A 23,379-nucleotide genomic window follows, 5' to 3' on the forward strand; every position below is an offset into this window, starting at 1 on the left:
GTTGGTCCTAACCTTTGGCGTCGACCGTCAAACGGTCCTCGACCGGGGGGATGGCCGGTGGCGTGCGCGTGCCCGGTCCAGGTACGGCAGCGTCCACATGTTTGTGATTTCGTGCGCGTCGCAAGGTTCGCAGATCGGAAGCTGAGCCGTCCTTGACTGGCGCGCCGCGTCGCTCATCGCGGGCCAGCATCCGGCCATCAATAAAACCCGTCAGCAGGATGCTCAGTGCAAACCCGCCCGCCGCTGCGGTGGCCACTGACAGCGACTTCGATTTGGCGTCTTCCGTCGGAGTCTCATCCATCACCAACGTCATCAAACCAACACGCGACGGGGTTGGTACCCGCTGCTCATCCTGCATGGCTGTCAGCGTCTTTGGAACCAGAGCAACAACGTCTTCCAGGGCGGGAATGACCTGGCTCGGGTCATCCCCCTCCACTGTGACACGGATGATGGAGCCGCTGCTGCCCCGGTCTGGTTCGGTTACGAAGGACATGCCAGGGTATAACTGGCCAAACGGCGGGGCAGTATCCGCTGTGGATACTTCAACTGCGAGGATGTCGAGTATCTGCCCCATCCCTGTCAAAAACAGGAATGGGTTCCCCTCAGGGCCCACCGTGGAAGTTGGCGGCATCAGGACCAGGCTCGCGTGGGCCCGGTATGTTGAAGGAAACGACTGCTTGACCACCAAGCAAAGCCCAACAGTCAACAGCAACAGTGCAGCAATGACGTACCATCGCCGCAACAGGCTCGAGATCATGTCGCGCAACCACATTATCCAATACCGCTTTCGATTAGATTTCCATTTGAAACGCAGCGATTGATCACCTGGCTCCAGCCGGCTAGGAATTTCTCCGGAGCAGGACCCGTGAACGAACACCGTCCGTAAGGGTTGCCCGCCAGACCCTGAGGCCATCGAGCCGCGACCGGCCGGAGGTGCCCTGGATTACTGTCTTGGCCAACCGGCGCAAGGATTCACGGATTTTCCGTCCCGGTGCGGAAATCGCGCGGTCCGCCAAAAGCTGGATTGGGGTGGGAATTTTTGCATCCTGACCCAGGACCGGAAATCGGTCCAGAAACCCTGTGGGTGAGATGCGTCGTCCGTGCACCCGGTTGCTGACATTGGTCCCATGGATCACCTGCAGCCAGGCAGGGTCACCCCGAAGGCGGACCACGGGCATGGAATATTTGAGGTGATTATGCCAATCCTCCCAACAGGTCCTGGCGTCAGGCCAAGGCGCCAGCACGGAGCAGAATGCATTGTCCCGGTCTTCGTGCAGGTAGATTCCTTTGCTTGCGCTGATCAATCCCCGGGTGAGATAGATCGCCGTTGCACGATCAACCGGGCCCACCGCCTGAAGCCGCTCTACAAAATCGCATGCCAGTCCGTCATCGTTGTCCAGGTTTGTGGTTAGAAGCAGTTCTTTCGGTGATCCCAGGACTCCGGCAATATCGGACAGCAACTCACTTCGCGAGACTTCGCTCCGGAATATCGGCGAAAACACCGTGTCGGCGTTCAACTGCTTCATGCGGTCGATCAGCCACACGGGACTCGCGGGATCAAGATAGATAATCCATGCGGAGGGTTTTCGGCTTTGTCCACTCACCGAGGGCAGGCAATACTTTTCAAAGAGATCAGCACGCTCCAGGAGCCATCCACTCCTGGCTCGAACAATGCCCTCGTAGCCTTTTGACGGCAGATTAAAACGCGTGAGAAGAACGTGATCGACGTCCGGAGATCCAACCAGGTCCATACTTCACCGCAATTCGAGTTCCGCTGTGGCACAAATGGGTAACTCCCTGATTTGTTAAGCTATCGTTCAGGGATTGGACCCACCAGATCCGCGGGCTGGAAATGTGGGTAGCCACAGCAACTTTGTCGTGTGCTGACCTGTCCCAGGGTGCCCCTGCCGTTCATTGAACGGCGAAGGAGTCACTGCCTTCCAGGGCCCGGCGCACTGCGGGCACGTCGTCAATGTCGCCCAGGGTAAGCCGGGGGCTTTCGGACAGCCGCCGCCACAGGAAATAGGTCCGGAAACCCACGCCCTTTCGTTCGTGCCGCGACTTGATGACATCCCGCCAGGTGCTGTACCCGAGCTTGAGCGTTGCAGCCAGGCCGCCAAACTGGCTGCACCGGAACACGAGCAGAGCCAAATGGCTGCCCAGCACAGGTAGTAGAAGCAATGCCGGCGTATGGCAGTACTTGAACCGGAATTCGCTCCGCCACCTGAGTTGACGCCGCAGCAGCGGTTTACGGTCCGCGTTGGGGCAGTGTGTGACCGGATCGGCGGAGCCGTGCCTGACAACCAGTCCAGCCGCCAGGAACCGAATGGCCAGGTCTGATTCCTCGCAGTAGAAGCCGTAGGATTCACGCAGGCCGCCGCAGGCGAGGACCGCATCCCGGCGGACAGCATGCGCGGCGCCGATGAAGGACCTGGCCAGTCCAATCGAGGGTCCGGCTGTTTCACCCTGCATAAGCACGCCATTCTCGGTGAATGGGACGGCAACAGCCCCGATCCGTTCGGAGCTGAAGTCATCGAGAGTTTGTTGAACCGTTTTCGGGGAAGTAAAAAAGGCATCATCGTCCAGGATAATAACAAAAGGAGTGGATGCCTCCCGGATGCAGATATTCCGGGCGGCTATAAGTCCAACATTATTTTTTCCCGCAATGACACTGACTGTCGGAAACTGCGTTCGAACAATTTCCGCGGTCGCATCCGAGGATGCATCATCATAAACAATAATGGGAACTTTCGGCACCTGCATGAGTGCGCTTGAAATCAACCGGGTCAGGTCATCAACTCGATTATATGTCGAAATACATAAACTTATGCTGTTCACGTAGTCCTCCAATCCAATATCGTCGGATGTTTGCCGGGATTCTTCTCACCTGCCGGGAATCGTCAGAATCCGTCGGGGCTTTGTAGCCGCCAGGGTCTCAGTATTTTCCCGGATCTGCTCTACGAAGTCCTCGAGCCTATGGTTTGCTTCGACGTAAGCCCTTGCCCTGCGCCCTAGGACGGCCGCCGCTGCCGGGTCGTTGAGGACGTACTCGATGCCGGCCCTGAGGGCGGCAACATCGCCGGGCGGAACCAGAAGTCCGTTCTCTCCGTCCCGGATCACATCAATTTGGCCTCGTGTCCTGGACGCGATGACCGGGCGCCCAGCGGCCATCCCTTCGAGGATTACGTTCACCCCTGCATCGATGTCGGAGGGGAGCAAGGGAACAACCACCACTTTCGCCGCCGCATAGGATGCCCGGAGCTCGGCCGGTGTCAGGGGTCCAACCTCCAGATCCGCCAAATCTCCCAACTGACCACGGACGTCCTTCGTGGCCGTCCGGAGTCCGTCGTGGGTAACCACCAGGGATGCTGCAATTCGAACCGGAATTTTGAGTCCCCGGGCAGCCTCAACGAGCGTCTGGAAATCGCGCTCAGTGGACCCTGCCGAAAAGATGATGGTTTGCTCATCGCTGCCCGGATGATAGAACTCCTGGTCAACGGGGTGGTGGACCAGGACGATATCCTCCGGACTGAAACCGGAGTTTTCGATGGCGAGGGAGCGCTGGAGGGAACTCCAGGTGATGATGCGGTCGACGCCGGAGCGAAAGATCCTGAGCGGGATACGGACGGAAGGTTTCGACATCCAGAACATCAGTGCAAGGTGCGGGGTCCGCACCCGGAAGCAGGCAAAGAGGGCTGCAACGGCCACCGTATGCCGCTCGGACCACGTCACCACCACGTCATAAGACCTGCTTCGAAGAGCTGCCTCCATCGCCTGGGCCACAAAATATGGGAGGAACTTGTAGACGCGCCCACGCCAGCCCGCCATACCGGTCACCTCGAACTCGTCCAGAACGTCGCAGCCGAGGACCTCTTCCAGAAGCAGGCTGCGGGGCTCCTCGCCAGCCCGCTGCCGGATTGCCCGCTCCGCGTTGTCCGTGCGGGATCGTCCCCGGCTTTTCACCAGCAGGACCCTGGGAGCCTGCCCGGCTTCGTCTTTGCGCGGCCCGCGCGTCCCGTCCCGCGGCATCAGGAAGCCCTGCTGCTTTCATCGCGATGCCACCGCACGGCCCGTGAAGACCGTGGTTCCCCTCGTCCGGCCAGCGCAAAACAGGTGTAGACCAGTGCGTCCGCGGCCGATATCGGCCCACGGATGGAGCGGAGCAGTCCCTTCATCGTGTCCCGCGCACCGGACGGACCGGTTCCGGCCTGCTCGCTGTTCCCCCGGTAGACCCGCCGGAGGGTCCCCACGAGGGCCTTTGTGGACCGCGGCGTCCGAACGAGTACCGGATCGCAGTCGAGGACGCGTTTCTCGTCCGCCCGATATAGCCGGTCGATGTAATAGTCGTCGCCTGTGACCGCAGGAAACTCGCCGAGGACATCGTGTCCGCGTTCGCTGAGGCCGTAAACGCCCGCCCCCCAAAGCGCCGCCGACGTGCCGGGGATCCGGCTCCTCGCGCGATAGTAGGACCGCACAGCGTGGCTCGCTTCCCTGAAGTCGTATCGGAATGCCGGCCTGGCCGCGAACGGTGCGTCCTCGGAGGAAAGCTCCTCAAACGTAAGCCGGAGGGCTTCCTCGGAGATTTCTATGTCAGCGTCCAGGTAGATCCGTGGCCACAGCGTCGCCGCCCGGTCGCCGGCGTTCAGGGCCGCCACCTTCGACGGTTCCTGCACGCGGATGACTTCCACACCCGGAACGGATGATGCTGCAGCTTCGGTGCCATCGACGCAGCCGTTGCAGGCCACAATGACCTGGACGTTCCCGGTCCCGAGGGGCCGGGCAAGGCATGCCAACGTCCGCCTGATGACTGCCACTTCATTATGGGCGGGAATGATAACGGCGCCGCAGGGAAAATTTTCCGGCAGTCCGGGATCAGGGTACTGAACGGCGTGCGGAAGCATGGCCCATGTCCGTGAACGCAGAACAGCGTGCAAGGCCCGCCTGTGCGCAGGTTGCCAGGCCCTGGCAAGCTCCGCAAAGCCCACTATGACGTGAACGGAGGTCGAATACATTCCGTGCCCGTACTTCCGTGCGTACCGGACCCGGTTGACTGCCAGCAAGGCCGTGAGTGCTGGGGAACTTCCGGAGCCTCCCTCCCTGTGGCGCATTCGGGCGGCCGGTTCGAACCAGACCCCCGCACGACCGAGCCGAACGCGACGGAAAAAATCCGTTTCCTCCGAATAGAGGAAAAATTGTTCGTCCCAGCGTCCGACCAAAGCCGCCACGTCGGGCCTTATCAGCAAAGCCGCCCCGGTCGCCCAGTCCACGGGATGCGGATGAGTGTAACTGCCGTCGTCGTAAACAGTCTCTGACAGCCACCCGGGCCGGCCCTGGAACCTGCTGCCCAGCAAGGCATCACCCAGGGAGCGAAGCAGGCCCGGCTCCCTCCGCAGGGAACGGTGCAGCTCACCGGCTGCGTCAAGGAGTGCGGGGACCACAACGCCGGCCCCCGAGTCAGTCAGGCGTTGCCGCAGGGTCTTGATCGAACCCCGTTCCACCCAGAGATCCGGATTCAAAACGAGAATGCTGCCGGCTTCGCCAACCAACTCCATGGCCCGGTTGATGCCTCCGGCGTAGCCCAGATTGCCGCCCGTTGAAAACGAAAGCACGTCACTTTGAAGGGAGAGCACGTCCAATGTGGCAGGCGCCGGTGAGTTGTCCGCGACGATGACCTTGATGGACTGGTCCTCAGTCTCGCAGCGAAGGCTTGCCAGCAGCTGTGGCACGTCGGATTCGTTGTTGAACGTCACCACGATGACAGCAACGTCCGCATAGTCCGTCGCCGGTGTGAAACCGGGCAACCCGTTGTGTCCGGTCGGCGCGGGCCGATCCGGCTTCGTATTCCGGCTGGGCGGTTCACCGTGTGCAGACTTCATGTTTTGCTCCAAGCGCGCGGCACCATCACCTTCCGGCCTTACCTGGCGTCTGCACTGCCTGGCCGAAGGTGCCGGCTGCCCGGCACGTGGTTGTGGTGTTTGGATATTCTGTTACTGATGGCCGGCCGGGGATGGAACCGCGGCCCCGAACCCGGGGCAGTGTTCCGGCTGGCATCTGTAGTTCCCAACCGTAGGCTCGGCTACCCGCGTTCACTAGCCATGCAGGCCGACATTGTGGGAGTCCGCCTGAGCTTTGTGGTGCGGCACGGGGGAGTCGGCCTCCCCTGCGGCACGCAGTTGCCGTTCGCTTACCGTACCGGCAGTGGACGCCACGGCAGCTGCCGGATCCGCCGATCGCCCCCGGTGCGGAGCTGCCGGAACAGCGGTTCTCTTTGCCTGCCCCGGGCCCCGGTAGCGGAAACTTCGAAGCTGGCTCTCCAGGACCGGCAAGGGCGGAAGTTCCCGGGCAGCTTCCAGTTCTTCCTGCCGGAGGGGCTCCCACTGGGCTATCTGTTGCAGGGCGCCGCCCGCATCACCGGACAACGGCAGAATCCTGCCTAAGCCGCGGCGCAGGATTTCCCGGGCAAAGTGTTCCTGGTGATCATCCACGTGCTCCCCTTGTCGAGCGGAACGCACCGCCAGCAAAGGAACGGCGCCGTTATCCAGCGCCTGCAGAACCGATCCGACCCCGGCGTGGCAGACAAACGCGTCCGAGTCCCGGATGAGCTGCCCCATCTGTTCCCAAGGCAACTCGCTGTGCGTTGTTCCAGGCACGTCGTCGCGTGAGGTCGCCCCAAGCTGCCACGTTACGGAGCAATCGTCGGGCAACACCGCCCTGACCGCATCGACCGCCCGGTCGAACCGGTAGGGCTGGATGGTCCCCAAACTGACAAACACGTTCCTGACGGCGGTGCGCCGCCCGCGTAACCGGGTGTCCCAGTTGTCCAGCACAGATCCAGAGTATTTCCACCTGTCATTCGCCCATCGTTCATACTGGGTATAGGTCTGGACGCCCGGAAAAAGTCGCAGGAGCCGCCCGGTGGCGGACGGGGCATGAGTTCTCGCGAGGCTCTCCACGTACAGGGCCTGGACTCCCATCCAGGCAGCGAGCGGCAGGAAGGAAACTGCCACGGCCGCCCCGGTGCTCACTACGTAGTGGTACGAACCACTGCGAAGAATCCTGTATGCGGCCAGGATCGTGTGCAACGTCCCCCATGCATCCCGGGTGCCTATTGACGGGATGAACTGCACATTGTGGCCTGACAGCATGGACCGGGCCTGGGGAGTATTGAAGGTGACCCACATGGACCTTGAGTCAAGCTCGGGATAGAGGTCTGCCATCTTTTTGAGTTCGGCCAGGTGCCCGCCACACGAGGAGACCCACAGAACACGCTTGTCGGGCGGGATCAGGTCGCCCAGGGTCCCGGTCATCGCCTTGCCGGCCCGGGACGTGGTGGAATAAACCGGGAAAATTTTCCGGGTGCAGACTTCATTTTCGGCTCCATTGTCGCGGTACAACCACGCAGCGGCGGGAATCGGGGTCTGCACTGCCCTTGTCCTGCCATCAGCACCGGCTCGCCGGTGCCTGTCTGTCGCGTTCAGGTAGTTGTTACCGGCGTCCCGCGGGTGGCGTATCCACCGTCATGCGGCCCGGAACCGGGAACCGCATGCCCTCAGGGCATCCGTACTTTTTAACCGTAGGCACCGTGATCCGGCGTTCCTAGCAGGAATCACGGTGCGTGTGGGTATCCGCACCATCTTTGTGGAGCGCCTGAAGTGGCCGTCCGTCCCCTACGCGGCAGTGCCGAAGAAACGCTCCGCAACGGCAGCCAGCCGGCGGGGGTCCTCGACGCCGCACAGTTCGCGTGCCGAGTGCATGGAGAGAAGCGGCACCCCCACGTCCACCGTGCGGATTCCCAGCCGGGTGGCAGTCAGCGGACCGATCGTGGACCCGCAGGGCATCACGTTATTGGACACAAATTCCTGGTAGGGAACGCTGGATTCGGCGCAGAGCCGGGCCCAGAAGGCGGCCCCCGCAGCGTCAGTGGCGTACCGCTGGTTGGCGTTGATTTTCAGGAGCGGGCCGCCGTTGAGGACAGGGTGGTTGGCGGGGTCGTGCCGTTCGGCGTAGTTGGGGTGGACTGCATGCCCGGCGTCGGCCGAGACGCAGAACGATGCCGCCAGCGCCTGCCGGCGCTGGCTGACGGTGGCCCCGAGGCCGTCGGAGATGCGCACCAGCACGTCCTCGAGGATGGGTCCACAGGCACCCGAACGGGAGTTGGACCCGATTTCCTCATGATCGAAGGCGGCCAGGACGGCGATCGGAGCGCCGGGGACGGCAGCGGCCGCGGCGTGCGCCATCAGCGCCGCCAGACCCGCGTGCGTGGCGGACAGGTTGTCCAGCCGGCCGGAGGCAAAGAATTCACTGTTGACGCCGAAAACCGCGGGCGCCTGCGTGTCTGCAATAACGACGTCGTACCCGCCAATGGCAGCAGGGTCCACCGAACCACCGCCGGCGCGGGCGGCGAGGACGCCGAGGAGGTCAACGTCGCCGGGGGCGCCCAGGCCCCAGACCGGGTTCATGTGGCGCTGCTTGTCCAGGGTGAGCCCGTCATTGACGGCCCGGTCCAGGTGGATGGCCAGTTGCGGGAACCGGAGCATGGGGCCGGTGGCGGTGAGGTGTTCGGTGCCGTCCAGCATCACCAGCCGGCCGGCGAGCTGCAGTTCCCGGTCAAGCCAGGAGTTCAGCAGCGGCCCGCCGTAAACTTCCACGCCCGCCTGCAGCCAGCCGTGCGCGCCCGTTGTGGGTTTGGGCTTGAGCTTGAAGGACGGCGAATCCGTGTGCGCCCCCAGGATGTTGAACCCGGTGGTGGGTCCGGCGTTCCCGGGGACCACCCAGGCAATCAGTGCCCCGTCCCGGATGATGAAAAAGGAGCCGGCACCCCCGTCCCACGGCTCAAGCTCATCCAGCCGGGCGAAACCCGCAGCTTCAAGCCGCCGGCCCGCCTCGTGCACGGCGTGGAAGCTCGACGGCGAGGCGCTGACGTAGGCGCCAAGGTCCTGGATGTGCTCTGTAGCGGAGGAAAAGATAGCCATCTACCGAGTCTAGAGGGTGCCGTTACCCTCAGTAGTCGGGGTTGCTCGGGACCACCAGTCCGGTCTCATAGGCATAAACCACTGCCTGCACCCGGTCCCGGAGGTGGAGTTTTGTGAGGATCCGGCGCACGTGGGTCTTCACCGTGGCCTCCGAAAGGTAGTAGCGGTGGGCGATCTCGGCGTTGGAGAGGCCTTCCGCCATGGCCTCGAGCATCTCGGTCTCCCGCGGCGTGAGGTCGGCCAGGAGCGGATCGGGAGCCGCTGCCGCCGGCGCCGGCCGGGCAGCGCCACGCACATACGTCTCCAGCAGCCGCTGCGTGACCCGGGGCGCCACCACCGCGTCCCCGCTGGCCACCACCCGCACGGCGTGGATGAGTTCTTCCGGCGCGGCGTCCTTGAGGAGGAACGCCGACGCTCCGGCCTGCAGCCCGGCAAAGGCGTACTCGTCCACATCGAACGTGGTCAGGATGATGATCCGGGCGCAGGAGCCTGCAGCCGTGATGGCGCGGGTGGCCTCGATGCCGTCAAGGACGGGCATCCGCACGTCCATGAGCACCACATCCGGGTTCAACTCCTGAACCCGGCGGATCGCTTCGGCGCCGTCGGAGGCTTCGCCCACAATATGCAGGTCGTCCTCGCCCTCGAGGATGAGGCGGAACCCCATCCTCAGCAGCGGCTGGTCATCCACCAGCAGGACGGAGATAAGGGCGTTGTCAGTCATGCTTTGCCTTGCAGTTCAGAGGGACGGCTCGTCAGTTCGGGATGCTCTCCGGGCCAGGACAACACGGCGTGCACCCGCCAGCCGCGGCTGCTGCGGCCGGCTTCAACGGTGCCCGCATAGATCCGTGCCCGCTCCGCCATGCCCGCCAGGCCCTGCCCCGAACCGAACGAACCGGCGGACAGCCCAGGCTCGTTGGCAGGCTGGGCGACGGCGCCGTCGTCGAGCACGTCAATTGTAACCGTGCCACCGGACCGGACGATGTTGACCTCCACCCGCCCCAGCGACCTGCCGTACCGCAACACGTTGGTGAGGGATTCCTGCACAATCCTGTACACGGTGAGCTGGAAGGCGGCATCTGCGGGCAGTGCGGGGCCCGTGTGGGAAAAGTGCAGCGGCAGGCCTGCCGTCCGGAAGCCGTCCAGCAGTTTGGCAAGGCTGTCGCCGGATGCCAGCGGCTGCCGGGGCGCTGCCTTGCCGGCGTCGTCCCGGAGGACACCAAGCACCCGGCGCATATCCGCCAGTGCTGTTCGTCCGGTCCTGGACAACTCCCCCAGCACGTCGCCGGCGCGGGCAGGATCCTTCCGGACCACAACGGCGGCCCCGTCCGACAGGCTGACCATCACCGTCAGGGAGTGGGCAACAACGTCGTGCATCTCGCGTGCGATCCGGTTCCGTTCGTTGACGGAGGCCAGCTGCGCGGCCCGCGCGGCCCAGGCAGCCACTTCCTGTTCGTGTTCGCGCCGCTGCCGGACGCCGATGCCGATGCCGGTGGCAATGACGTTGGACAGTGCAATGGTGGCGCCGGTGGCAATGCTGGTGATCAGCTGGAAGTCACCGGACGCTGCAGCAGCCGCCGGTACCAGGCGTTCCTCGATGGGTCCAACGGCGGCCAGGAGGTAAAGCAGGGCCAGCGGCGCTGTGGCAACGGCCATCGTGATGAGTGCGAACCTCCGGCTGTGAACCACAGCAACGGCGTACAGCGAGAACCAGAGCCCCGCTGAAACGTTGGAGCCCCACGGATGCAGCATCGTGACGGCAACCTCCACCACCGCCACCAGCGCCACCAGCGCCACAGGGTAGCGGCGGCGCAGGAGCATGGCCCCGCTCACCCCGACCAGCAGGGCCGCCGCGAGCCAGTTGCCGGACCGGACGGCATCCACCACGGTGGGGGCCACCACCAGGGTGTAGCTGGCGGAAACCACAGCATCCATGGCTTTGGGCCGGCGGTACAGGAAGCCGCGGATGCGTCCCCGCCGCCTGGCGGTAAGCTCGGCAAAGGACGCGTCAGCCTGGCTGGCCGGCGCGTCCTTTGCGGGTCCTGCGGTGTTCACGGTGCGGTGCCGGTCAGACGTCGCGCTTCTTGAGGACCAGCAGTGCCGGGACCAGGAACAGCAGCACATAGCCGAGGAAGATCAGGCCGCCCTGCCAGGGATCGATGTAGGCGTCGATCTCGCCGATGGCCAGGAAGCGGCCGCCGGCTTCACTGGGGATGTACTGGGGAACGTATTTCCAGAAGTCCCCCGGGACCAGCGAAGCGAAGCCTGAGGCAATGGGAATAACAAAGAAAATCCCCACCAGGACGGTGATGCCGCCGGCGGAGTTGCGCAGCAGGGTACCGAGTGACAGTCCGATCAAAGCGACGCCCGCCACGTAGAGGCCCCCGGTGAAGACGCTGTAGATCACACCGTCCGTGGACCACGACAGATCCACCCCCAGGCCCTGGAACATCGGCAGGGACAGCAGGAAGGTGACTGCGCCGGCCACCGTGGTGATGACATAGGAAACCACGGCAAGGATGATTGCCTTGGCCAGGAACGCCGGAGTGCGGCGCGGTACGGCGCTCATGGTGGAGCGGATCATTCCGGTGGCGTATTCAGAGGCCATGAACAGGACGGCAAGGGCCCCGAAGATCAGGATGCCGACCTGCAGGCCGGCGTTGGGCAGGTTGTAGAGGTCCAGCCCTGATCCCGGCGGCATTGACTGCTCCAGCATGTCCGACGACGGCTCAATCCCCTGTTCCCGGGCGCCGGCCACCATGGAATCAAGGATGTTGTAACGGACCCAGGCGGTCAGGACACCGACGCCGATGGTGGCCACCAGGGTCAGCAGGATCAGGATGCGGGTGGACATCAGGCTCCACAGCTTGATCCATTCGGAGCGGAGCACGCCGCCGAAGGTCAGGCCGTGCCGGGCGGCGGCCGCCGAGCGCGTGGGGGCCGGGGAAGTTTGTGTGGTGGTGCTCATCGTGGCTACTTTCCTGCCGTGGCCGGAACGGCCGCTGCGGGCCCCCCGGTCAGATGCGAGTGGTATTCCACTTCGTCCTTGGTGAGGTCGAAGTAGGCGTCTTCCAGGGACGAAACCTGTGGGGTGAGCTCGTAGATGAGGACGCCGTTATCGAGCGCCAGCTTGGCGATGCGGCGCGGCTCAAGACCGGTGACGGTAAGTGTCTCCGGCTCGCTTTGGTCAACGGTGACGCCGTTGCCCGCGAGGAGCGCGGAGAGCTGGTGCGACTCGCCGGTCCGCACCAGGGTCCGGGTCTGCCGGGTCCCGGCGATGATGTCCTTGACGGGTGCGTCTGCGATGATGCGGCCTCGGCCAATGACCACCAGGTGGTCGGCGGTCTGTGCCATCTCGCTCATCAGGTGGGAGGAGAGGAACACGGTTTTGCCCTGGGAGGCGAGGTAGCGGACCAGGTTGCGGACCCACAACACACCCTCCGGGTCCAGCCCGTTGACCGGCTCGTCCAGGATGAGGGTCTGGGGGTCGCCCAGCAGGGCGGCGGCAATGCCCAGGCGTTGCCCCATGCCGAGGGAGAATCCGCCGGCCTTTTTGCGGGCTACGGCGTCCAGTCCGGTCATCTCGATGACTTCGCGGACCCTGGACTTGGCAATACCGTGCGTTGCGGCCATGGCCAGGAGGTGGTTGTAGGCGCTGCGGCTGGTGTGGACGGCCTTGGCGTCCAGCAGCGCACCGACCTCGTGCAGGGGCGCCTTGTGCTGCGCATACGGCAGGCCGTTCACGGTGACGGAGCCGGACGTGGGTCGGTCCAGCCCCATGATCATGCGCATCGTGGTGGATTTGCCTGCGCCGTTCGGTCCCAGGAATCCGGTGACCTGCCCGGCCCTGACGGTGAAACTGACCCCACCCACGGCAGTCTTGCTGCCATAGGTCTTGGTCAGGTCGTGTGCCTCTATCATGGTTCCTCCGGCCGGCAGCGGGGCTGCCGGATTCGTGTGAAGACGGTGGTGTGGTTCCTACGCTACCGACGCCCGCCCGCTTTCGCGCCGGTCTCAGGGATGATTCAGGGCCGAATCAGGGTACTCCGCTTGGATGAGGATGCCGCCGGAGCCGGCAGCATGGGGGATTACGGCTGCGGCGAATAGTACGTCAGGGCGCGTGGCCGGACGCTGTAGGCCACTGCGCGCACGCCCGCCAGCGCCTCACCGTCCACCGCCAGGGCCATGGGTGCACCCCCGGCATCGATGTGCACCTCCGTGGCCTCCTGCAGGTGCGTGATCCGGGAGCCTGCAACGGTTCCGGTCAGCACCGACCACAGGAGCCGGAGCCGGGCGAAGGACTCATCTGCGGTGATAAGTCGGAGGTCCAGCACGCCGTCATCGAGCACCGGCCGGACCAGGGGAGCGTGGTCGCGGGGGTAGAACCTGCCCCTGCCCACATAGGCAATCCACACCTTGTGCCGGATGCCGTCAACCGTCAGGGTGGTGGGGGTCCCGGCCGCGAAGGTCCGGAACATGGCAACCACGCCGGCCAGCGGCTTTCCCAATGCCGGCTGCAGTTGCTCGCGCCGCCGCACAAGGTTGGGATAGAGGCCCACACTCGAGGTGTTGAGCATGGTCAGCCGGATCACCTCCGGGTCTGTCGCGAGGCCGCGCTCGGCCGTAACCAATCCCACGTCTGCCAGGGCCGCGTGGCCTTCCGTTGCCGCTGCCAGCGCATCCCGGAGGCTGCCGATGCCGGCGTCGCGGGCAAAATGGTTCAGGGTTCCGCCGGGCAGGGCCAGGAGCGGGAGGCCCCGTTCGACGGCGGCTGCGGCCGCAGTGCCGACGGTTCCGTCTCCGCCCCACACCCCGAGAGCCAGGGTTCCGGGGTTGTCGGCCGCAGCAGCGATTTGCTCCGCCAGGTCCTGCCCGCTTTCAACGGTCACTATATGCGCCTTAGGGAATACTTCGTGGAGCGCGCCTGCTGTTTCCGCAGTAAACGATCCGCCCAACGTGTTGACCACGATGCTGAGGCCTTCGCCGGCGGGCAGCCTGGGGGCCGGGGCCGCCGTCCTGGTGAGGGCGGGGATGGGCGGGCGCACCGGCCACCACCGCCGGGTTGCCATGGCTGCGGCAGCGCCGATCGCGGAGCCAAACACCACGTCCGACGGCCAGTGCGCGCCGGTGTGCACCCGTGAGTAGGCGACGCCAATCGCTGCTGGAGCCAGCGCGGCACCAAGCCCCGGTTTGACCAGTCCTGCGCCGACCGCGAACGCCACCGCTGAGGCGGAGTGCCCGGAGGGCATTGACGAACTGGTGGGCTGGGGGTGGACGAACCGGAACACCGGCAGGTGTTCCGGTAATGGCCGGCTCCGCGGCAAAAGGGTTTTGAAGACAATATTGGTGACGCCCGATGCCACGCCCTGGGCGATGAGTCCATGGAGGGCGGCACGCCGCGGGCGGCCTGGGAAGGCTGCCATCACGGCTGCGGCGCCCATCCAGAGCTTGCCGTTGTTGGCGGCAGCGGAGAGCCTTCGGAAGAACGCGTCATGGTTTCCGCCGGGCAGGTCCGAAACATGCCGGACAAGGTATCTATCCAGCCGGCTGATCCACCGGTGCCCGGCCCGCGCTTTGCTCTGCATTTCTTCACCCTACCGCCGCGTCCCCGGCTGCCGGGAAGGCAACGGGGCACGCGCGGCTGGCGTGGCTAGCTGGTGGGTGTTCCCGGCTCAATCTTGAGGGGCTTGGCAGCCTTGGCCAAAACAAGGGCAACCAGGATCGGGATGAGGATGGCAAGCAGCGCCCGGTGGATTCCCGTGACGTCACCCAGGTAGCCGAGCAGCGGGGGGCCTGCCAGGAAGGAGACGTAGCCCAGGGTTGACACCACTGACACCCGGGCTGCCGCCCGGCGGGGATCGTCCGCGGCCGCCGACATCCCCATGGGGAAGGCGAGTGCCGCGCCTACGCCCCACAGGGCGGCACCTGCTGCCGCGAGCCAGATGTTCCCGGCGAGGACAAAGAGGCAAAGGCCCGCCGCAGCGGCCGCCATGCTGGCGCGCAGGACGGCCACCCGGCCGTACGTGTCGATCACGCGGCCGCCCAGGAAGCGCATGGCGGTCATGGCCAGCACAAAGAGCGCAAACATCAATGCGCCGGTGGACTCCGAGGTGCCCAGTCCATCAACGGAGGCCTTGGCGATCCAGTCATTGCCTGCACCTTCGGTCAGGGTGGCGCCGAGAACCACCACACCGATGAGCAGGGTGCGGCTGTCACGCCAGGCGGAAGGGCCCTTGGCGGGCTTCGGCTCACCGACGGGAGTCGCGGTGCTGATGTGCGGCAGGAAGTAACGTGGAGCGACCATGGTGACCACCAGCACCACAGCCACGATCACCAGCAGGTGCAGCGGAAGGTCCACACCGATGGTCGAAAGCCCTGCACCGACCAGGGCCCCAATAAATGCCCCGCCGCTGAAGGCCGCGTGCAGTTGCGGCATCACGGTGCGCCGGAGCCGGTGCTCAACATCGGCGCCTTCAATGTTTTGGGCAACATCCCAGAGCCCTACGGCTATGCCGAAGAAAAACAGGGAGACGGCGGTGCCTGGAATCGAGGCAGCGGACAGCGAGAAGGCGATCCCGGTTCCGGCGAGGGCGGCCACCAGGCCGCCCACACGGACTGTGTTGGCTGTGCCGATCCGGCCCACCACCAGCCCGGCCGTGGGCAGCGCCAGCAGCGAGCCAACGGCGGTGCACAAGAGCAGGGTTCCCATCTGCCCGGAGGTGATCTGGAGGGTTTGGGTGACGGCCGGGATTCTGGCAGCCCAGCTGGCAAACACCAGGCCGTTGATTCCGAACACCACGAAGGTGGCCAGCGCGGCCGCCTTCACCGCAGCATCCGGGGAGTCGTTTGTCTTGGTGCTCATACGTTCACTACTTCCACTGGATATCCGTCGAGTTGTGCGCGTTCCGCCGCGCTGAATGTCCGGTCCGTGACCACCACGTCCACCTGCTGGAGGCCGGCGACCAGGACCCTTGCCGAGGCGTGCCATTTGGCTGCACTGGCCGCGAGGATGATCCGGGCCGCAGAGTCGATGCCTGCCCGTTTGACGGCGGCATCCTCAAGGTCGTGGGCCAACAGGCCATCCTGGAAATCCACGGAACAGGGGGTGAGGACGGCGGTGTCGAACCGCAGCGACCTGATATTGGCTTCGGCCATGGGACCACGGAAGCCGAGCTCTCCTGGCACCAGGCTCCCACCTGGCAGGAGCAACCCGGTGCGGGAAACCGCCGCACCCTCCGCCAAAGCAACAGCATTGAGTGCCTGCAGGCCCATGGGCATCACCGTTATTTCACGCCCGGCCAGGGCACGGGCCACCTCCGTGGCGGTGCTGCCACTGTCCAGCCAGAGGTGCTCCCTGTCCCGGATCAAATCCGCCACTGCAGCGCCGATGCGCCGCTTTGCGTCGTGGTCCTCAAGTTCGCGCTGGCCGTAGCCGGGGTTCTCGCCATGGCCGATCAGGCTCCTTGCCCCGCCGTGGATCCGTTTGAGGACACCATTCGCGGCCAGGACGTCGAGGTCCCTGCGGATCGTGGCGCCGGACGCCGCGCAGGCCGTCGTCAGCTCCTCAACACTTATTTCCACCCGCTGCCGAAGGAGCGCAGCGATTGCCCGGTGCCGCTCTTCCGTCTTCATGATCAAATGATATCAATTTTTGATCGTTTGGCGTTTTAGCCCGTGCGCATCGGTCAGCGGACCCGCTGGACCCGCTTCTCGTCCCAGACCGGCTCCGGGGACTCGTAGACCTTGCCGTCGGAACCAAACACCATAAACCGGTCGAACGTCCGCGCAAACCAGCGATCGTGGGTGACAGCCAGGACCGTTCCTTCAAAGTGGTCGATGGCCCGCTCCAGGGCCTCAGCGGAGTGCAGGTCGAGGTTGTCGGTCGGTTCATCCAGCAGAAGCAGCGTGGCGCCGCTGAGCTGGAGCAGCAGGATCTGGAACCGGGCCTGCTGGCCGCCTGAGAGCGACTCGTACTTCTGTTCCGACTGCGTCGCCAGCCCGTAGCCGTCCAGTGCCCCTGCAGCGGCTTCGCGGCCCAGCCCGGACCGGTGCTCGTCGCCGCGGTGAAGGATTTCCAGCAGCGTCTTGCCCAGCAGGTCCGGGCGGACGTGGGTCTGGGCGAAGAATCCGGGGCGGATGCGGGCACCGAGCTTGACTGTGCCTTCGTGGGGTACCTCGGCAATCTCAACGTCCGACACCGGCAGGTGTTCACGTTCCGGATCGGTGCCACCGGTGGCCAGCAGGCGAAGGAAATGGCTTTTGCCAGAGCCGTTGGAGCCCAGGACGCCGACGCGGTCACCAAACCACACCTCGGTGGAGAACGCCTTCATGAGTCCTGTCAGCTCCAGGCGCTCGGCCACGATGGCCCGCTTCGCGGTCCGCCCGCCCTTCAGCCTCATCTGGACGTTCTGCTCGATGGGCAGCGCCTCAGGCGGCCCGGCCTCAAGGAACTTCGCCAGGCGCGTTTGGGCTGCGTGGTAGCGGTTGGCCATGTCCGAGCGGAAAGCGGCCTTGTTTTTGTACATGTTGACGAGTTCCTTGAGCTTTACGTGCTCCTCGTCCCAGCGCTTGCGCAGTTCCTCAAACCGGGCGTTCCTGTCCGCGCGGGCGTCAACGTAGGAACCGAACCCGCCGCCGTGGATCCAGGCACCGGCGCCGTTGATGCCGGGCTCCAGGGTGACGATGCGGCCTGCGGCGTTGTTGAGCAGTTCGCGGTCGTGGCTGATGAAGAAGACAGTCTTCCGGGAACCGTTAAGTTTGTCCTCCAGCCAGCGCTTCCCCGGAACGTCAAGGTAGTTGTCCGGTTCGTCCAGGAGCAGCAGTTCGTCAGGGCCGGCGAAAAGCGCTTCCAGCACCAGCCGCTTCTGCTCGCCGCCGGAAAGGGTAGACGCCGGTCGGTGCTGGGCGCGGTCGAAGGGCAGTCCCAGGGCGGCCATGCAAACCTCGTCCCAGACCGTCTCGACGTCGTATCCGCCGGCGTCGCCCCAGTCCACGATGGCCTGTGCGTACCGCATCTGGCTGGGTTCGTCGTCGTGCTCCACCATGGCGAGTTCCGCGGCGTCCACCTCACGCGCGGCGGCTGCCAGTGCCGGCTGGGCAGCGGAAACCAGCAGGTCACGGACAGTGGACCCGTCCCTGACCTGGCCCACGAACTGGCGCATGATGCCCATGGTGCCGGACCGGCCGATGACGCCTTCGTCCGGAACCAGGTCCCCGGCGATGATCCGGAAGAGCGTGGTCTTACCGGTGCCGTTGGGCCCGATCAGCGCTGTTTTGGTGCCGTCCGGGACCTTGAAGGTCACGCCGTTCAGCAGTTGGGTGCCGTCGGAGAGGAAGTAATCGATACCGGAAACGTCAATATGGGCCACGTACTCCATCTTCCCACGCCGGCAATGCCTACCCTGCGGCCGTGAGGAACTCCTTCAGGAGGGGCCCGGAGGTGGTGGCGCCCAGGCCGCCGTCCTCCACAAAGACGGCAACGGCCAGGTCACCGTGGACGGCCACAATCCAGGCGTGGGTTTTGGGCGGTGTTTCGTTGCCGAACTCCGCCGTACCGGTCTTGGCGCCGACGGGTGCGCCCGGGACGGAGGAAAGGAAACCTGCGTGACCGGACGTGACCACTGCCCGCATCATGTCGGACAACGAGGCGGCTTCGGCGGCAGTGATGGGCTGGCCGGATGCTGAGGCCGGGGCCTCGCCGGTGGCCGTGGCGGAAGGCTGGGCCGCCGGTGCCGTGGACCCGTTGGCAGTTCCGGCGGCGGGAGCCCCGGCGTCGGGATTGAGGACAAGCTGCGGTGCGACGGGAGCACCCTTGGCAACAGAGCCGGCCATCATGGCGGCTGACAAGGGGGAGAGCAGCACCTTGCCCTGCCCGATCATGGACGCTGCGTGTTCGGTTCCTGCGGCCTCGCCGGGAACTGAACCGAGGAAGGCCTCTGCGCCCAGGGTGGGGGCCTCAACCGCCAGGCCCATGGCCATGGCCGCAGCTTCGAGCTGGGCCTGGGATACGGAGTCCCTGGCGGCGATGAAGGCGGTGTTGCAGGAGTGGGCGAACGCGTCACGGAGGGTCACGGATCCCAAAGAACTTTCCGGATAACCTTCAGAGTTTTTGAAGGTCCTTCCGTCCACCGCCAGGGTGGGCGTGCAGGCGACCTTGGAGTCAGGGGTGAGCCCGTTGCGGAACATGGCCAGGGAATCGACCATTTTGAAGATGGAGCCGGGCGCGTACTGTCCGAGCATGGCGGTGTTGTAGCCGTTGCTGCCGGGGCCGGACGCCGCGGCCAGGACTGCGCCGGAGGAGGGTCGGAGGGCCACGATGGCCGAGGCCGGTCCGACGTCGGCCAGCGTGGTCTCGGCCAGTGCCTGCAACCGCTGGTCCAGGGTGGTTTTCAACGGCGTCCCCGGGGCGGGGGCCACTTCGAACAGGGTCCGCCGCGGGTCTGTTGCCGCGGCCTGGATCTGCTCCCGGGTGAGGTCGGCGCGTTGGGCGCGGATGATCAGCGCTTCGGTTCCCCGGAGCTGCTTGTCGTATTGCTGCTGCAGACCCCCAAGTCCTGTCACATCCCCTGCGGTCAGTGACCCCCCGGATGCTTCGATCTGTTCGGCAGTGGCCTCGCCGACGGCGCCCAGTACCGGGCGGGCAAAGGTGCGGCTAGGAGCAAGCGGGACCGATGCGGGAATGGCGCGGGCACCTGGAACCGCCGCGATCTGATCATTGGTGACGGTGCGGCCTTCTTCGCGCAGGGTGATGGCGCGGACAAAGGCTTCCGGTCCGGCAGCCTTGACCTGGTCGGCGTAGGCCGCCGGGTCCACCCCCACCAGCGTCGCGAGCTTCGAGGCTGCTGCTGCGGGATCCGCTGCGCCCAACTGGGGCTTGTCGATGCCCACGTCCACCACGGGACGGTAGGTGACCAACGGAACGTCGCCGGCACCGAGGATGTCCGCCCGCGGCGGCGATTGTGATCCCTTGCTGAGGATTTCGGAGTCAGCGAGGCCTGGGACCAAAGTGGCTGGGTCCCAGACAGCAAGCCATTCGCCGCCCGACTTCTTGAATTTGGCCGATGCAGCGTACTTCCATTCGGAGTCCCCGAACGTCCAGGTGTAGTTCAAGGGTGCGGAGGCATTATCGCCGTCGAGGGTCAGATCGCCAGGCTGCACTGCCGGCTTTTGGGGGTCCAGGGCAGCGAACACGTTCCGGAGCTGCTCATTTGCGCTGGCGGAATCCTTGCCCTCGAAGGCTACGGAGCCAACGTCCAGGGCCGAGACTGCGCTGGCCAGGTCCTTGACAGCTGATTCTGCTCCGCTCCGCCCATCGTCGCATCCAACGAGGGAGGTCCCCAGGACGAGCGAGGCCATGGCAAGTGACAGCTTTGTTTTTTTCCCCATTTCGCCATTATGCCCGTTTTTCCGATGCCATTATGCCCGAGGGGGACCGCTTAAGCCCGGCCGGCGCCGTCCCGTCCCAGGGCCGGGACGGGAAGCCCGAAGATGTCCCGGAGAGCATATGTTGCGGCGTGCAGGCCGGGCATGCCGGTGACCCCCGGACCCGGCGGTGTTGAGGAAGAGCATATGTACACCCCGCGCAGCGGTGTGCGCCACGGGACCCGGGAAACCACGGGGCGCTGGATCAGGCCGCGGAGGTCCATGGTGCCGGCGCTGAAGTCCCCGCCAACGTAGTTTCGGTTGTATTCCCCCAGCTGCGCCGCCGTGACGGCCTGCGACTGGACCACCAGGTCCCGGAAGCCGGGCGCAAAGCGCTCGAGCTGGCCGGTGATGGCAGCCGTCATATCGACGGTGGATCCGGCAGGGACGTGGCAGTACGTCCAGAGGGTGTGCCTGCCGGCGGGGGCCCGGCCGGCATCGAATGGCGAGGGCTGGGCCACCAGGACATAAGGCTTTTCGGGGTGGCGGCCGCTGGCCACTTGGTTTTCGGCGTGGGCCAGCTCCGCCCTGGTCCCGCCCACGTGGACGGTTCCGGCCGCTGCCAGGGACCGGGCCGCCCACGGCACGGGGCCGGACAGGATGTAGTCCACCTTGCAGGAACCGTTCCCGTAGCGAAAAGCCTCCAGTGACCTCCGGTAACCGGCCGGCAATGAACTTCCTGCCAGGTTTGCCAGTCCCTGCGGCGCGACGTCCAGGAGCGTGACGCGCGACGGCGGCAAGGCAGCCAGGCTGTCCACTGCGGAGCCGGTGTGGATGACGCCGCCGTGGGCGCTGAGGTCCCCGGCCAACGCCCCGGCGATGGACGCCGAACCGCCGACGGGAAATGGCCAGCCGTCCCGGTGACCCAATGCGGCCAGCAACAGCCCCGCCCCGGCCGCAGCCAGGGATGGAAGGTGGGAGACGGCGTGGGCGGCAACACCACTCAGCAACGATGGTGCAAGGTCTTCGCGGAACCTGGTATTCCAGAGCCGGGAACCCTGCTCCAGCGTGCGCAGACCGAAGAGGGCAGCAACGAAGGGATGCCGGGGAATGCGCAGCAGTTGGTTCTGGGTGAACTCAATGACCTCGTCACGGTGCTGGACCAACGGGCCCATCAGCTGACGGTAAGCCCGCCCGTCGCGTCCCAGTTCAGCAGCCGTCCGGTCCAGCGACCGGTACGCCAGCGCTGCCCGGCCACCGTCCAGAGGTGAGCCGAAGGATATGTCCGGTGTGGCAAAACGGATCCGCTCCGACAGTTCAAAGGCGCGGAAGAACGGCGACGCCAGTGCCATTGGATGCACGGCAGAGCATACGTCGTGGAAATGCCCTGGCTGCATCAGCTCGGCCGTACGTGTCCCGCCGCCAACGGCCTGGGCCGCTTCGAACACCTCGACTGACAGCCCCGCTCTGGCCATGATTACCGCCGCTGCGAGCCCATTGGGTCCCGCACCCACCACATTGACGTCAGCCATCGGATAAAGCCTTCCTGACGGGGGAGCCGGTGAGGGCTCCCGCGGCCGTCCGCAGCCGGTCAGGCGCCCCGTCGAAAGGTCCGCCGTGCGGATCGTCGGCGTGTTGGCGGCGGACCGGGTCCAGATTGGGGTCGTAGATGTCCCAGATGACCCGAATCATCAGATATGCCACAGCAAGCATATGAATGACGACGGCCAGGACGTAGTACGGCATGTCGAGGTTGTGCTGCGGGGGCCCACCGCTGGTGACCTGGCCAAGGTACAGCCAAATAGCGGCCCAATGCAGGCCTTCGATTCCCTGCCACACCAGGAAGTCGCGCCAGCGCGGACGTGCCAGCGCGAAGAGCGGGATCAGCCAAATGACGTACTGCGGCGAATACACCTTGTTGGTGAGGATAAAGGCGGCAACAATCAGGAACGCCAGCTGGGCCAGGCGCGGCCTGCGGGCCGAGCTGAGGGCCACCGCGGCGATGCCGGCGCAGGCCAGCAGAAAGAGTCCAATGGACAGCAGGTCCACGGCCGTGCCATCCAGCCCGGCCATTCCGATCCTTGCGGCCACAAGGTTGTAGATGAACCACGGCGAGCTGTAGCCCGCGTCGCGGTCCGCGCTGAACTGGAAAAAGTAAGCCCAGCCGGCGGGGTTGGCGGCCGCAAACGGCAGGTTGACTGCAGCCCACGAGGCCGCAGCCGCGGCAGCTGCTATCAGCATCGGCCTGAACCTGCCGGTCCGGACGGCCAGCAGGACAATCGCGCCGAGGATCAGCAGGGGGTACAGCTTCGTTGCCGCAGCCAGCCCGATCAGGATGCCGGCGGCCAGTGGCCTGTGCCGGGCGAAGAAGTACATGCCTAGGGCCAGCAGCGCGGCAGCCCAGAGGTCCCAGTTGATGGTCCCGGCCAACACGATCCCCGGGGCTACTGCGATCATCGCGGCATCCCAGGGGCGCCGGCCGGCCAGGCGCGCCGTAGCCAGGACGGTCACCAGCGCCGCAAATGCCAGCAGGGCCGCATTGATGTCGAAGTAGCCCAGGACGCGTGCGTCCGATACACCGGTTCCGGGCACCAGCCAGGCGGTGATTCCCGCGATGACACCGATCAGGACCGGATATTCGAACTGGCTTCCGCTGCCGGCGATGGGGAACAGTCCGTCCGCCAGGCCCCGGTTGCGGAAGAGTTCGGGGAAGTCCGAATAGCAGGTCGCATAGAACTGGGTGGGGGTCTCCCACCCATTGACCCGGCAGTAGCCTTTCAGGACCACCCCGACCAGGGCGGCAGCGACCGTGAGGAGGATCAGGACCCGGTCAACCGTAAAGATCCCCGGTGTGATCACCCCCGGTTCCGACCTGGCACCCAGCGGCCCCCCGGCGATCTCCGTGAAGTTCCTGAGGGTCAGGTCGCTGCGGGTGGGAACCACCAGACGGGACCGGCCGCGGCGTTCCGGGGGCGTGGTCTCCTGCATGCACCGAGCTTACCGCCGGGTCTTCGGTTGGGCGCCGCCGATCCGCCGGCAGGTATGGTCA

At 65.4% G+C, this 23,379-nt stretch carries 18 protein-coding genes; all 18 read right to left on the reverse strand.

What is annotated here, in order from left to right; all coding sequences use genetic code 11:
* Positions 1 to 7: 7 nt before the first annotated feature.
* The 18 genes from ACRB8A_RS19005 to ACRB8A_RS19090 all read right to left on the reverse strand — a co-directional run bounded on the left by ACRB8A_RS19005 (position 8) and on the right by ACRB8A_RS19090 (position 23,318).
* Positions 8 to 766, reverse strand: coding sequence for a hypothetical protein (locus tag ACRB8A_RS19005; protein ID WP_157370976.1), 759 nt, complete (start codon positions 764 to 766; stop codon positions 8 to 10).
* A gap of 73 nt (positions 767 to 839) precedes the next feature.
* Positions 840 to 1,751: a glycosyltransferase gene (locus ACRB8A_RS19010; protein WP_082178119.1), complete on the reverse strand. Its 912-nt coding sequence runs from the start codon at positions 1,749 to 1,751 to the stop codon at positions 840 to 842.
* A 160-nt stretch (positions 1,752 to 1,911) separates the two neighbouring features.
* On the reverse strand, positions 1,912 to 2,838 hold the full coding sequence (locus ACRB8A_RS19015; protein ID WP_432245330.1) for a glycosyltransferase family 2 protein: 927 nt from the start codon (positions 2,836 to 2,838) through the stop codon (positions 1,912 to 1,914).
* 45 nt (positions 2,839 to 2,883) lie between these two features.
* Positions 2,884 to 3,963, reverse strand: a complete 1,080-nt coding sequence (locus ACRB8A_RS19020) for a glycosyltransferase family 4 protein (RefSeq protein ID WP_162242807.1) — start codon at positions 3,961 to 3,963, stop codon at positions 2,884 to 2,886.
* A 65-nt stretch (positions 3,964 to 4,028) separates the two neighbouring features.
* Positions 4,029 to 5,801, reverse strand: a complete 1,773-nt coding sequence (locus tag ACRB8A_RS19025) for a glycosyltransferase (RefSeq protein ID WP_432245331.1) — start codon at positions 5,799 to 5,801, stop codon at positions 4,029 to 4,031.
* Between the two features lie 288 nt (positions 5,802 to 6,089).
* Positions 6,090 to 7,424 (reverse strand): glycosyltransferase, encoded by a 1,335-nt coding sequence (locus tag ACRB8A_RS19030; protein WP_432245332.1) that lies wholly within the window; start codon positions 7,422 to 7,424, stop codon positions 6,090 to 6,092.
* A 243-nt stretch (positions 7,425 to 7,667) separates the two neighbouring features.
* The gene (locus tag ACRB8A_RS19035; RefSeq protein WP_050683777.1) at positions 7,668 to 8,972 is read right to left on the reverse strand and encodes a M18 family aminopeptidase; all 1,305 of its coding nucleotides are present in this window, start codon (positions 8,970 to 8,972) and stop codon (positions 7,668 to 7,670) included.
* 28 nt (positions 8,973 to 9,000) lie between these two features.
* Entirely contained in the window at positions 9,001 to 9,693 is a 693-nt protein-coding gene (locus ACRB8A_RS19040; RefSeq protein ID WP_050683776.1) for a response regulator, read from the reverse strand.
* On the reverse strand, positions 9,690 to 11,024 hold the full coding sequence (locus ACRB8A_RS19045; protein WP_050683775.1) for a sensor histidine kinase: 1,335 nt from the start codon (positions 11,022 to 11,024) through the stop codon (positions 9,690 to 9,692). The genes ACRB8A_RS19040 and ACRB8A_RS19045 overlap by 4 nt, the downstream gene beginning before the upstream one ends.
* A 13-nt stretch (positions 11,025 to 11,037) precedes the next feature.
* Positions 11,038 to 11,937 (reverse strand): ABC transporter permease, encoded by a 900-nt coding sequence (locus tag ACRB8A_RS19050; protein WP_050683774.1) that lies wholly within the window; start codon positions 11,935 to 11,937, stop codon positions 11,038 to 11,040.
* Between the two features lie 5 nt (positions 11,938 to 11,942).
* Positions 11,943 to 12,890, reverse strand: coding sequence for an ABC transporter ATP-binding protein (locus ACRB8A_RS19055; RefSeq protein ID WP_050683773.1), 948 nt, complete (start codon positions 12,888 to 12,890; stop codon positions 11,943 to 11,945).
* Between the two features lie 167 nt (positions 12,891 to 13,057).
* The gene (locus ACRB8A_RS19060; protein WP_056599366.1) at positions 13,058 to 14,554 is read right to left on the reverse strand and encodes a bifunctional phosphatase PAP2/diacylglycerol kinase family protein; all 1,497 of its coding nucleotides are present in this window, start codon (positions 14,552 to 14,554) and stop codon (positions 13,058 to 13,060) included.
* Between the two features lie 65 nt (positions 14,555 to 14,619).
* Positions 14,620 to 15,831, reverse strand: coding sequence for an MFS transporter (locus ACRB8A_RS19065; RefSeq protein WP_050683771.1), 1,212 nt, complete (start codon positions 15,829 to 15,831; stop codon positions 14,620 to 14,622).
* Positions 15,828 to 16,601: a DeoR/GlpR family DNA-binding transcription regulator gene (locus tag ACRB8A_RS19070; RefSeq protein WP_050683832.1), complete on the reverse strand. Its 774-nt coding sequence runs from the start codon at positions 16,599 to 16,601 to the stop codon at positions 15,828 to 15,830. Before ACRB8A_RS19070 ends, ACRB8A_RS19065 begins: the two co-directional genes overlap by 4 nt.
* 53 nt (positions 16,602 to 16,654) lie before the next feature.
* A complete protein-coding gene (locus ACRB8A_RS19075; RefSeq protein WP_050683831.1) occupies positions 16,655 to 18,337 on the reverse strand; it encodes an ABC-F family ATP-binding cassette domain-containing protein in 1,683 nt (560 codons plus the stop codon).
* Positions 18,338 to 18,365: 28 nt separating this feature from the next.
* Positions 18,366 to 20,354, reverse strand: a complete 1,989-nt coding sequence (locus tag ACRB8A_RS19080; RefSeq protein WP_056599369.1) for a penicillin-binding transpeptidase domain-containing protein — start codon at positions 20,352 to 20,354, stop codon at positions 18,366 to 18,368.
* Positions 20,355 to 20,404: 50 nt separating this feature from the next.
* A complete protein-coding gene (locus ACRB8A_RS19085) occupies positions 20,405 to 21,862 on the reverse strand; it encodes a phytoene desaturase family protein (protein WP_285241286.1) in 1,458 nt (485 codons plus the stop codon).
* The gene (locus tag ACRB8A_RS19090; protein WP_432245333.1) at positions 21,855 to 23,318 is read right to left on the reverse strand and encodes a glycosyltransferase family 87 protein; all 1,464 of its coding nucleotides are present in this window, start codon (positions 23,316 to 23,318) and stop codon (positions 21,855 to 21,857) included. Before ACRB8A_RS19090 ends, ACRB8A_RS19085 begins: the two co-directional genes overlap by 8 nt.
* Positions 23,319 to 23,379 lie beyond the last annotated feature (61 nt).

This window comes from Arthrobacter sp. G.S.26 (genome assembly GCF_050847375.1).
Classification (GTDB): Bacteria; Actinomycetota; Actinomycetes; order Actinomycetales; family Micrococcaceae; genus Arthrobacter.

Excerpts from the sequence above, each read along its gene's own strand:
- ACRB8A_RS19010 (WP_082178119.1), bottom strand. The coding sequence starts at position 1,751 with ATGGACCTGGTTGGATCTCCGGACGTCGATCACGTTCTTCTCACGCGT.
- ACRB8A_RS19035 (WP_050683777.1), bottom strand. The coding sequence starts at position 8,972 with ATGGCTATCTTTTCCTCCGCTACAGAGCACATCCAGGACCTTGGCGCC.
- ACRB8A_RS19040 (WP_050683776.1), bottom strand. The coding sequence starts at position 9,693 with ATGACTGACAACGCCCTTATCTCCGTCCTGCTGGTGGATGACCAGCCG.
- ACRB8A_RS19050 (WP_050683774.1), bottom strand. The coding sequence starts at position 11,937 with ATGAGCACCACCACACAAACTTCCCCGGCCCCCACGCGCTCGGCGGCC.
- ACRB8A_RS19055 (WP_050683773.1), bottom strand. The coding sequence starts at position 12,890 with ATGATAGAGGCACACGACCTGACCAAGACCTATGGCAGCAAGACTGCC.
- ACRB8A_RS19060 (WP_056599366.1), bottom strand. The coding sequence starts at position 14,554 with ATGCAGAGCAAAGCGCGGGCCGGGCACCGGTGGATCAGCCGGCTGGAT.
- ACRB8A_RS19065 (WP_050683771.1), bottom strand. The coding sequence starts at position 15,831 with ATGAGCACCAAGACAAACGACTCCCCGGATGCTGCGGTGAAGGCGGCC.
- ACRB8A_RS19070 (WP_050683832.1), bottom strand. The coding sequence starts at position 16,601 with ATGAAGACGGAAGAGCGGCACCGGGCAATCGCTGCGCTCCTTCGGCAG.
- ACRB8A_RS19080 (WP_056599369.1), bottom strand. The coding sequence starts at position 20,354 with ATGGGGAAAAAAACAAAGCTGTCACTTGCCATGGCCTCGCTCGTCCTG.
- ACRB8A_RS19085 (WP_285241286.1), bottom strand. The coding sequence starts at position 21,862 with ATGGCTGACGTCAATGTGGTGGGTGCGGGACCCAATGGGCTCGCAGCG.
- ACRB8A_RS19090 (WP_432245333.1), bottom strand. The coding sequence starts at position 23,318 with ATGCAGGAGACCACGCCCCCGGAACGCCGCGGCCGGTCCCGTCTGGTG.